Below are 10,120 nucleotides of genomic sequence, written 5' to 3'. Positions count from 1 at the left end.
CGATTGCAGCGTACCCGCCGTGTATGCGGTCGGCGCCGCCCCTGCCGCCCAGGCGTCCAGCGCCATCAATACAGTCTGCGATGCGGAGGCCGCTGTTCGTGATTGCTGCTCGATCTGATCGGAAGATGAGCATGCCGACAACATCATCAACAGCAAGCACAAGCACTCGAGCCTGAGATAGCGGCGTCTAACGATCAAATCAGGCGTCTCGTGCGCCACCGAATAGTCTCCCCCGACCCAACAAAACCGTGGCCGGCGTAAATCTGATCTAGAGCACTCGTCGGGTCCGTCAACGACCGCGCCCGCCGATCCGGAGCACGCGGCGGCGAGCCAGGTCCCGATCGGTTTCAATTGCCGCATCAGCGTAAGCTGAAGGTCAGGCGGGGCGATCCCCGTTCGGAGCGTCTTGGATTCTGTATTCGTGAATGAGGCCGAGAACCTGAGTTCTGACTGTGTCGCGCGCGTCGGGCTGGATGAAAAACATCAGCCGTTCGACCGCTTCAACGACTGCTTCGGGCAGATCCGAAACCGCATCGGTGAATTCGCTGCCATGCTCGTACATATTGTCCGTCAGTTTCTTGTCGAGGTCGGAAAGGATGCCCATCATCCACACTCCAGATCCGTGCTGTATCGAACTCACTTCGGCACCGTCACCGCGACGTCGCCTCGCCTGTTGCTGCCGGCCGTCGATCACTGCTGCCCCGGCATTTCCGTGTTTTCCCTAGGATTTTTCTGGACGCCGGCAGCCGGGGCGGTATCCGCGGGGGCATTGCCGCCCTGGTTCTGCTCCGGCGCGCGTTTCAGCGGCGAGGTCTGCCAGCCCATATCGACGTAGAAAAAGCCCACGACGAAACCAACAATGATGACCGCCGCTATCACCAGCGAGATTATTGCGTTGCGTCGCTCCATAGGCCTAGCCACCACTTGGCTTGGGAGATGCCGGCTGGGTTGGCTGCGTACCTTGCTGGTCGCCGCCGGTGCTGGTCTGCGGTGTTGGGTTGGTGTCCGTCGTGGGATTCTTGTCGACCGGCTGGCTGTTCGTAGTATCCGTCTTGGACTTGGCTGGATCGGCATTGTCGTTGCACCCCGCCAAGGCGAGCAATGCCGCCGACATCAAAAGCACTGCCCTCATGCTGATTTCTCCTGGCTGAGTCCGGGCGAAGCCGCCTGCCAATGACCTATCCGGTCGAACCGCACCGAGAGCCCTTGTTTGACCGCGCTTCTAGCCAGCAAATGGTCCAGTTCGGCGTCTTCGATCGGGCTTCGTACGACCTGGCGAATGGCCTTGCAGGCAAGTTCCGTCGAGACGAAATCATATCTCCTGCTCCTGGCGACGACATATTGTTCGACCAGCATCTTTACGCGCCTGAGCGCGATTTCTTCGGCGTATTGCATTCTGTTCCTCCTGCGCGCCGAACTGCCAAACGGGTACATTGTTCCCACCAGAACTTAAAAACATGGCAGCCGAACTCACGGGAAAGCCCGCGCTTCCCGAGCAGGGACGCGCGGGCTGGATCAGGCTGAGGGGGACCCGATCGTGCAGCATCAAACAAGGGGAGCAACGACGCTGCACGGATGTCGAACTCGCGTAGACCTAAGTAGACCTAAGTTGTTCCACCTCTCCACGCGCCGCTGTTCATGGCTTGGATGAACTCAAGGACAAATCGTTGTCACGGCCCGCATACAGCCGCGCATCATCCCGCACGGAACAATCAGCCCCGACAGTGGTTCGGCCGAAGCGAAGTTCGGAGGACGTGATGACGAATGAAAAGTTGGCCGTGGTGACGGGCGCCTCAAGCGGCATCGGCAAGGAACTCGCCAAACTGTGCGCCAAGGACGGCTACCACCTGATCATAGCCGCCGACGAGCCCGCGATCCAGCAGGCTGCCGCGGCGCTCGGTTCGCATGATGTGACCGTCGAAGCCATCGAGGCCGATCTGGCGACCGAGGAGGGTGTCGATCGTTTGATCGCCGGGATCGGCGATCGCGATGTCGACCTGTTGTTCCTGAACGCCGGACGTGGACTCGGCCGTGGTTTCGTCGATCAGGATTGGAAAAAAATCCGCCGCATCATCGACACCAACATCACCGGGACCGTCTATCTCGCGCATCAACTCGGAGCCAGGATGGCACGCCGCGGCCGAGGCCGCATCCTCTTCACAGGATCGATCGCTGGTTTCATGCCCGGCACTTTCCAGGCGGTCTACAACGGCACCAAGGCATTCATCGATTCCTTCTCGATCGCACTGCGTCATGAGTTGCAGGACACAGGGGTCACAGTCACCGTGCTGATGCCCGGGGCAACGCAGACGCGGTTCTTCGAACGCGCCGAAATGATGGATACCAAGGTCGGCACCGATGAGAAGGACAATCCCGCCGATGTCGCCAAAGCAGGCTACGAGGCGATGATGGACGGTGAGGAACAAATCATCAGCGGTTGGAAGAACAAGCTGCAGGTCGCCGCAGCGCATGTGACGCCGGCAGGCACGCTGGCCGAACAGCATCGCAAGATGGCCGAGCCGGGTTCAGCGTCCAAAGACTGACCTTCGGCCTTCAAGCAAACCAAAAAATCTCCAAGCAGGAGCACCATCATGAAAGCGCTCACATGGCACGGCAAAGGCGACATTCGATGCGACCAGGTGGCTGATCCGGCCATCGAGGATGATCGCGACGTCATCATCAAAGTCACCTGTTGCGCCATATGCGGCTCGGACTTGCATCTGATGAACGGATATATGCCGACGATGAAATCGGGCGATGTGCTCGGACACGAGACGATGGGCGAGGTCGTGGAAGTCGGCAGCGGCCATTCGAAGTTCAGAAAGGGCGACCGCATCGTGGTGCCTTTCAACATCTCATGCGGCGAGTGCTGGTTTTGCCAGAAGGGGCTGTTCTCGCTTTGCGACAGGTCCAATCCCAATGCCAAACAGGCTGCCGAAGTGATGGGACAATCCCCGGCTGGCCTGTTCGGCTATTCGCATCTGGTGGGCGGCTATTGGGGAGGGCAAGCCGAATATCTGCGCGTTCCTTTCGCCGACGTCGGTCCGATAAAGGTGCCCGAGGGAATGGACGACGAACAGGTGCTGTTCCTCTCCGACATCTTTCCAACCGGCTATATGGCAGCTGAAAACGCCGGCATCGAGCCAGGCGAAACCGTCGCCATCTGGGGTTGCGGTCCGGTTGGTCAGTTCGCCATCCAGAGCGCATGGATGCTCGGCGCCGGCCGCGTCATTGCCATAGACAAGGTGCCGGAGCGGCTGGCGATGGCTCGCGAGCACGGCAAGGCCGAGACGCTCGACTTCAGCAATTCCGATATCTACGACGCTTTGATGGCGATGACCGATGGCCGCGGTCCGGATCGCTGCATAGACTGTGTCGGGACCGAGTCGGATCCCGCCGCCAGTGCCGACTCCATGCTCGACAAGGTCAAGGCTGCCGTCTATCTCGGCACCGATAGGCCGCATGTATTGCGCGAAGCAATCTACTCCTGCCGCAAAGGCGGCACCATCTCGGTGCCCGGCGTCTATATCGGCCTCGTCGATCATATTCCGTTCGGCGCCGCCATGAACAAAGGACTGACCTTCCGGATGGGTCAGACGCACACGCAACGCTATCTCGAACCGCTCCTCGCCATGGTGCAGAAGGGCGACATTGATCCCTCCTTCGTGATCACGCACCGGGCAGACCTCGAAGCGGGACCGGACCTCTACAAGACGTTCCGTGACAAGCAGGATGGCTGCATCAAGGTGGTAATGCGACCGCATGGCTGAGACGTCGGGTTCTCGCACCAGGTCTGCCCTGAGCAAGTTCGCTGCCGTGAACCGCAACGGACCCGTTGGCGATCTGGAACCTTCGATCGCGGCAGCGGTTGACCTGCAGAATTCACGGCGGCGAGACCGCCGTGCCCCACCGGCTGCAAAGGAAGGTGTTGCATGACCAATGAGAATTCCACATCCAAACCTAGCGTCCGGTCTCCGAACGCCGATAGTCTGCCGCACCCAAAGCGGGATGCCAATGGCACCGATGCCGGTGGCAAGCCGGAGACGCCGAAAACCGCAGGCACATCCCGGCCGTCGACCGCGCCGCTGGACAATCCGGTTGCCAATCGCAACGCCGGGCGGCCGCGTCAGGCGAGCACCACGCCTCGGCCGACGGACAAGCCCCTGGACTGATCGAAACCGGCCTCTTGAAATCACAGCGAGTGTTTGTCGGGACGAAGCGATGCCAGGTCGGCCAGGGTGTTGAGAAGTGCAGCGTCGCCTGCCGGCTTCGGCACGAATTTGCAGTTTCGGAAGGGTGTGGGAACGTCGCGCGGCCCAAATCCGGTCATGAAGGCGAAGGGGATGCCGCGAGCCAGCAATGTTTCGGCCACGGGCAGACTTGTTTCGCCGTTCAATTGAATGTCCAGCAGCGCCACGTCGGCTTTGCCTGCATCGATAAGCTGACGAGCCGCGGCGGCCGACGAGACCGGGCCGATCACCGGATAACCCGCCGCACGCAGGCGTGACGCGATGTCTTCGGCGATCAGCCATTCGTCCTCGACCACCAGAACGCGCGGCTTGTCGTCGCTCACGGCGCCTCCTTGTGGTTTGCCGGAAACGCGATCTGGACGCTGAGGCCGTCCTTGTGGAACGCGGTTTCGACGTGGCCGCCGAGCCTGTAACCGATTTCTCCCTGCAATAGGGTCAGGCCAAAGCCGTTGTCCAACGGCGCCTTTACAAGAGGGCCGTCCTTTTCTCGCCAGCCAAATGTGAAACTGTCGTCCTCGATCGACCATTGCACACTGACCTTGCCATCGGTTTTTGACAAAGCGCCGTATTTGGCCGCGTTGGTGGCCAGTTCATGAATGGCCATACTCAGGGAAAGCCCCTGTTGCGGACCTAGTTTGACATCCTCGCCATCGAGTTCGATCCGCTCGATGCCGAATGGTTCGAGCTCCTGCTGGAGCAATTCCCTGACCGAGGCTTCCTTCCATCTCTCCCGGGTCAGCAGGCCGTAGGCCCGCGACATGGCATGCAGGCGACCGATCAGCGCGTCCGCGAACTCCTCCTTCGTATCAGAACTTTCCCGCGTGCGGCTTGCAATGCTGGCGATCACCGCAAGCATGTTCTTGACCCGGTGGTTGAGTTCCGAGATGAGCACCTGCTGATGCTCTTCCGCCTGTGCCAGCGTGGTGACATCGACAAGTGTCACCACCACGCCCTGGATCCTGTTGCCCTTGTCGCGATAGGGATTGATGCGGACCATGTGGAACAGGCCCCTGGCATCGCGTGCCAGATGGTGATTCAGGATCTCGCCCGTCTCGAACACCTTGTCGATGTGCTGCTTCAACTCGGGATAGTCGAGTTGGCTCGACAGATCCGTCAGCGGCCGGCCGACATCGGAGGGGCGCAGGCTGAAGAAAGATGACGCCGCCGGCGTGAAAGTGCGGACCACAAGGCTGCGGTCGAGGAAAATAGTCGCGATGTCGGTGCTTTCGAACAGGTTGCGCAGATCGCCGTTGGCGTGGTCGAGCTCTTCTATCTTGGCCGTCAACTCGGCATTGATCGTGTTGAGCTCCTCGTTGAGCGACTGCATCTCTTCCTTCGAGGCTTCGAGTTCCTCGTTGGTGGATTGCGCCTCCTCATTGACGGAGACGAGTTCCTCGTTCGACGATTTCACCTCCTCCAGCGCGGTCTCGTACTCCTCGATCGTCGATTGCAGGCGCTCTCTGGTATCGCGCAGTTCCCGCTCGAGATCGGCGGTGCTGTCACTGTCACGACTGCCGCCATCTTCGTTGGACCGGGCCTGGGTCGGCCCCGACGGCTCGAAAAGGACAAGGTAGAGCGGCTCGCCATTGCCGCGTTCGGCGAGCGGCTCGATCGTCAGCCTGATCGGCTGGACCCGCTCGTCGTCTTCCTCCACGGTGAGGTTTTCCCGCACCACTGTGCGGCGCGTGGTCGTCGCTTCGCGCAGTGCGGCGCGGAGGTCCAGCCGCAACCCACGCCTTGCCATCGTCAGCAACTGCCGGCTGGGAATCCCTTGTGGCGCTTCGAGATATCTGCCGGTCCTGGCCGAATAATAGACGACATCGCCCTCGGCGTTGACCAGGACATGCGGCGGCGCGAACCGTTCCAGCACCTGCGCCTCGACCGCCTGCCGCAGGGGATAGCCGACAAGTCCCTTCTTCGAGCCGGCACTTTCGGATGGGAAGACGCTGGAATGGCTTTCTCCGATCAGGGCCGGCAGTCTGATGTGCGGTGAGGCATGCTCCCGCGCCTGGAAGATGCGATGCTTCTTGTCGACGGTGGCGAACAGATCGTCGTGCTGCCCGACGCTTTCGGAGGTGCCGAGGAAAAGGTATCCGCCGGGCTTCAGCGCATAATGGAAGACAGGGATGACGCGATTTTGGATGGTCGGGCCGAAATAGATCAGCAGATTGCGGCAGGAGACCAGATCCATGCGCGAGAAGGGTGGATCGCGAATGACGCTGTGCGGCGAGAAGATGCACAGTTCGCGCACCTCATTGCTGAGGACATAGCTCTCGCCATCACCGTTGAAAAACCGCTGCTTGCGTTCAGGAGAAAGACCTTGCAGCAAGGCTTCCGGATAGCGTGCCGCCCGCGCCACCGCCAGCGCCGGCTCGTCTATGTCGGTGGCGAATATCTGGACGCGCGGAACGACCGTAAGCGTCTCCATGTGTTCGCGCAGCAGGATGCCGATGGAGAACACCTCCTCGCCCGTGGCGCATCCCGGAACCCAGACCCTGACGGTGTCGCTGGCGGTCTTGCCCTCGAACAGCTGCGGTATGATCTTTCGCCCGAGCAACTCGAAGGCATCGGGGTCGCGAAAGAAGTTGGTGACGTTGATCAGCAGATCGCGAAAAAGGTTCATCACCTCGCGAGCATCCTTCTTCAGCCAGTCTATATAGCCGCTGATGGAATGGACCTGGGCGATCTGCATGCGTCGCTTCACGCGGCGCAGGAACGTCTTGGTCTTATAGCCCGAGAAGTCATGGCCGGAGTGGCTGCGCAGAATGGCGTAGATTTGTTCTCGCACCTTGTCGATGTCGGGCGTTTCATCGCCATCGTCTTCCGCCAACCCGTCCAGCGTGTCGAAGCCGCGGGCGAAAGCCTCCAGCTTCGCCCCGATCTCCTCGGCAGTCACTGCGACATCGACGAGCCCACTGGCAATAGCGCTCTGCGGCATGTCGGGATTGCGCGGCCCGTAGCCGTCCGGCGCTTGCGCGACGATAAACCCGCCCCGCTCCTTGATGGCCTTGGCGCCCAGGGTTCCATCGGAATCACCGCCCGACAGGATAACGCCGACGGCATATTCGCCCTGGTCTTCACCCAGTGCGCTGAAGAAGATATCGATGGGCTTGCGCTCCTGGGTAAGCCCATTGGGCCGACGCAGGTGCAGCACCCCCGATTCAATGGCCAATGTCACGTTTTGCGGCATCACATAGACGTGGTCAGGTTGAACCACCGTGCCATCCTCGACCACCGAAACAGGCATCTCGGTGTAGCGGCTGACAACCTCATGCAACAGACTCTCCCTGTTGGGGCTGAGATGCGTGATGATGACGAACGCCATGCCGGGCTGGCCGGTCACGCCCTTGAAAAGGCCCTCCATCGCGGGAATGCCGCCCGCGGACGCGCCTATGCCCACGATGGGAAATCTAGTCGATCGGGCAGTCACGGCATGTCCCCCTTTCGCCGACCCGACATGAAGTCTCCTCAAGGCCGGATCGAACAGGACACAACCATATAGCGCGCAAGACGGATGGAACAAGACGTCAGAGATGACGTTGAACCCGATATCAATGGTGGTTCAATGGCAAAACGATCTGCTGACATAAAACTCCCGACGCCGGTGGTATCAGGAGCGCCTGGATCGCTCGAAGCTTCCCATGCGGGGCCCGTCCCGGATCGCATGCTGACGCTTGCGAAACGGTTGCAGGCGGCCTTGGATGACAGAATTCGGAAAGCAAATCCGCTGCATTCTAACCTCCGTTCCAAGAAAGGATGACGACGTGCGCGACCTGCGGGGGCTGCATATTCTGATAGTCGAAGACGAATGGACGATGGCGGGAGATCTTGCGCGGTTTTTCAGCAATATGGGCGCCATAATCCTTGGTCCCGCTGCAACTGTCGAACAGGCTTCCAAACACACCGGGACGGCCGAAGCTGCAATTCTCGACGTCAATCTCAATGGCCGACGCGTGTTTCCAATCGCCGATGAGTTGATGCGCCGGGGTGTCCCCTTCGTGTTCTTCAGTGGCGATGACGACATCGCCATTCCCGATCATCTCCGCTACGCCAGCAATTTGCGGAAATCCTCGGGCAGCCAGGCCGTGTTCAACGCACTCTTTCCCCCGCAGGCATCGGGACGGGCGACCTCCGTACCGGACCCGTCCGACGACGTCTTCGCGCTTTTGCCCAAACTGCGACTTGCGGCGCGCCTTTTGCTGGGAGACGTCGACGCATCGGATCGGCTCGTCGAGAGGACGCTCGAGCAAGCGATCCGGGATGTCGACCGCAGACAGCTTGGTCAATCCACTGAAAACTGGCTCAACGGCATCATGCGAGAGATGGCGAAAACCCGCGGCGCAAAACTGATGCATTAGTTTTACCTCCAAGGCCTCTCAGGCTGAAGTGCCAAGCCGCGGGGCCGTCATTGTTCACCACATCTCGAAAACTTGGCCGTACAGATCGGCCGCTTGGCCTGCGTCATCAGCCCTTCTGATTGCGCTCGACGAATTTGTTGAAACGGCTGGCTTTCCCCTCACCGGTCTTGGCCTGATACAGAAAGGCCAGATCATTCTCGTCGAATATCCGGAAGAACTCGTCCCATTCGATGGGCTCGAATGCTTCCTCGGGCTCGCCGAAGTCGATCCGCAGGATACCGCCCTCGCCTTTGGTGCGCACCACCGCCGGCCGGCCGTCCCGCTCCTCGGCCCATTTGCGAATTTCGTCATGGTTCGTGGTCGTTTGCGACTGAGACATTGAAATCTCCTTTGATCATCGGCGGACACGCGGGCTGTCGGGCGTCCTAACAGCACAAGGGCGTCAATGTTCCAGCACCGCGCCGTGATCGCGATGCCGGCTCCCAACGAAGTCCGCCAAAGGAACTTTGTTGAAGCAAGGGAACAAACCTTTTGCCGAAAAGTTCGGGGCGCCGAGGTTACTTGTCTGAGGAGTCGTCGTGAAACGCATATTGGTTACAGGAGGCTGCGGCTTCATCGGCCGGCATGTCGCACAGGAACTCGTCGAGCAGGATTATTCGGTTCGCATCCTCGATGCGCTGCTGGAGCAGGTGCATGCGGGCGAAGCCGTCGCGCTTCCCGCCGGGACCGAGCTGATCAAGGGCGATGTCCGAGACCGGGAGGCGGTCGCCAATGCGCTGGATGGCGTTGACGCGGTCATTCATCTGGCGGCGGAAGTCGGCGTCGGGCAATCGATGTATGAGATCGCGCGCTATGTCGGCGCCAACGATCTCGGCACCGCAACGCTACTTGAAGCATTGATCAAGCACCCGGTCGAACGGATCGTCGTCGCCTCGTCGATGAGCGTCTATGGCGAAGGGCTCTATGCAACGCCAGACGGCCGGCGTATCGACAATGCTCGGCGCAAGGCGAGCGACATCAGGAGCGGGCAATGGAACCCGCTGTCGCCAGGTGGAGACGCCCTCTCGCCGCTGCCGACGGACGAAGAAAAGCCGGTCGATCTCGCCTCCATCTATGCGCTGACAAAATACGCCCAGGAACGCGCCGTGCTGATCTTCGGCGAGGCCTATGGCATCGATGCGGTCGCGCTGCGCCTGTTCAATGTCTTCGGCGCCGGCCAGGCGTTGTCGAATCCCTATACCGGCGTGCTGGCCAACTTCGCTTCGCGTCTCGCCAACGGCCAACGGCCAATGATCTTCGAGGATGGCGAACAGAAGCGCGATTTCGTCCATGTGCAGGACGTCGCCCGCGCCTTTCGCCTTGCTCTGCAGCAACGCCAGGCAAAGGGTCATGTCATCAACATCGGCAGCGGCCGCGCCTATGCGATCAGCGAAGTCGCGCGATTGCTGGCCGAGGCCATGGGGACACCGAATCGCTCGCCGGAACTGCTCGGCAAAGCCCGCTCCGGCGATA

12 protein-coding genes and 1 pseudogene are annotated in these 10,120 nt (G+C 60.6%); 5 read left to right on the top strand and 8 right to left on the bottom strand.

Annotated elements, in window-relative coordinates:
• The 5 genes and pseudogenes from EN906_RS37730 to EN906_RS11430 form a co-directional block, all read right to left on the bottom strand.
• Nucleotides 1-219: pseudogene (locus tag EN906_RS37730) on the bottom strand (hypothetical protein); the annotation flags it as partial.
• Nucleotides 220-376: 157 nt separating this feature from the next.
• Nucleotides 377-607, bottom strand: a complete 231-nt coding sequence (locus tag EN906_RS11445) for a hypothetical protein (RefSeq protein WP_031212583.1) — start codon at nucleotides 605-607, stop codon at nucleotides 377-379.
• Nucleotides 608-690: 83 nt separating this feature from the next.
• Nucleotides 691-909, bottom strand: a complete 219-nt coding sequence (locus tag EN906_RS11440; protein ID WP_013533184.1) for a hypothetical protein — start codon at nucleotides 907-909, stop codon at nucleotides 691-693.
• A 4-nt stretch (nucleotides 910-913) separates the two neighbouring features.
• On the bottom strand, nucleotides 914-1,132 hold the full coding sequence (locus tag EN906_RS11435; RefSeq protein WP_127255009.1) for a hypothetical protein: 219 nt from the start codon (nucleotides 1,130-1,132) through the stop codon (nucleotides 914-916).
• Nucleotides 1,129-1,395, bottom strand: a complete 267-nt coding sequence (locus tag EN906_RS11430; protein WP_027036323.1) for a hypothetical protein — start codon at nucleotides 1,393-1,395, stop codon at nucleotides 1,129-1,131. Before EN906_RS11430 ends, EN906_RS11435 begins: the two co-directional genes overlap by 4 nt.
• A gap of 362 nt (nucleotides 1,396-1,757) precedes the next feature.
• Between EN906_RS11430 and EN906_RS11425 the strand changes: the two genes are divergently transcribed.
• The 3 genes from EN906_RS11425 to EN906_RS11415 all read left to right on the top strand — a co-directional run bounded on the left by EN906_RS11425 (nucleotide 1,758) and on the right by EN906_RS11415 (nucleotide 4,172).
• Nucleotides 1,758-2,543, top strand: a complete 786-nt coding sequence (locus EN906_RS11425) for an SDR family NAD(P)-dependent oxidoreductase (protein ID WP_127268249.1) — start codon at nucleotides 1,758-1,760, stop codon at nucleotides 2,541-2,543.
• A 48-nt stretch (nucleotides 2,544-2,591) separates the two neighbouring features.
• Nucleotides 2,592-3,770 carry a zinc-dependent alcohol dehydrogenase gene (locus EN906_RS11420; RefSeq protein ID WP_127272252.1) on the top strand — a complete coding sequence of 393 codons (1,179 nt, stop codon included), beginning with the start codon at nucleotides 2,592-2,594 and terminating at the stop codon, nucleotides 3,768-3,770.
• 162 nt (nucleotides 3,771-3,932) lie between these two features.
• Nucleotides 3,933-4,172: a hypothetical protein gene (locus EN906_RS11415; RefSeq protein WP_127272253.1), complete on the top strand. Its 240-nt coding sequence runs from the start codon at nucleotides 3,933-3,935 to the stop codon at nucleotides 4,170-4,172.
• Nucleotides 4,173-4,192: 20 nt separating this feature from the next.
• Here EN906_RS11415 and EN906_RS11410 read toward each other — a convergent pair whose 3' ends face one another.
• Entirely contained in the window at nucleotides 4,193-4,573 is a 381-nt protein-coding gene (locus EN906_RS11410) for a response regulator (RefSeq protein ID WP_127272254.1), read from the bottom strand.
• Nucleotides 4,570-7,680, bottom strand: coding sequence for a CheR family methyltransferase (locus EN906_RS11405; RefSeq protein WP_127269401.1), 3,111 nt, complete (start codon nucleotides 7,678-7,680; stop codon nucleotides 4,570-4,572). The genes EN906_RS11410 and EN906_RS11405 overlap by 4 nt, the downstream gene beginning before the upstream one ends.
• A gap of 271 nt (nucleotides 7,681-7,951) precedes the next feature.
• Here EN906_RS11405 and EN906_RS11400 point away from each other — a divergent pair, with 271 nt between their 5' ends.
• A complete protein-coding gene (locus EN906_RS11400; protein ID WP_127269400.1) occupies nucleotides 7,952-8,608 on the top strand; it encodes a response regulator in 657 nt (218 codons plus the stop codon).
• Nucleotides 8,609-8,714: 106 nt separating this feature from the next.
• On the opposite strand, the gene EN906_RS11395 is transcribed toward EN906_RS11400, so the two are convergent.
• Nucleotides 8,715-8,987, bottom strand: a complete 273-nt coding sequence (locus tag EN906_RS11395) for a hypothetical protein (RefSeq protein WP_023809470.1) — start codon at nucleotides 8,985-8,987, stop codon at nucleotides 8,715-8,717.
• Nucleotides 8,988-9,186: 199 nt separating this feature from the next.
• Between EN906_RS11395 and EN906_RS11390 the strand changes: the two genes are divergently transcribed.
• The coding region (locus tag EN906_RS11390) for an SDR family NAD(P)-dependent oxidoreductase (RefSeq protein WP_127375179.1) at nucleotides 9,187-10,120 on the top strand (934 nt) is incomplete at its 3' end.

It is taken from the genome of Mesorhizobium sp. M7A.F.Ca.CA.004.06.1.1, from assembly GCF_003999135.1.
In the GTDB taxonomy this organism is placed as follows: Bacteria; Pseudomonadota; Alphaproteobacteria; order Rhizobiales; family Rhizobiaceae; genus Mesorhizobium.
The sequence above is the reverse complement of the archived record's forward strand: the minus strand, read 5'-3'. Positions and strand labels throughout refer to the sequence as shown.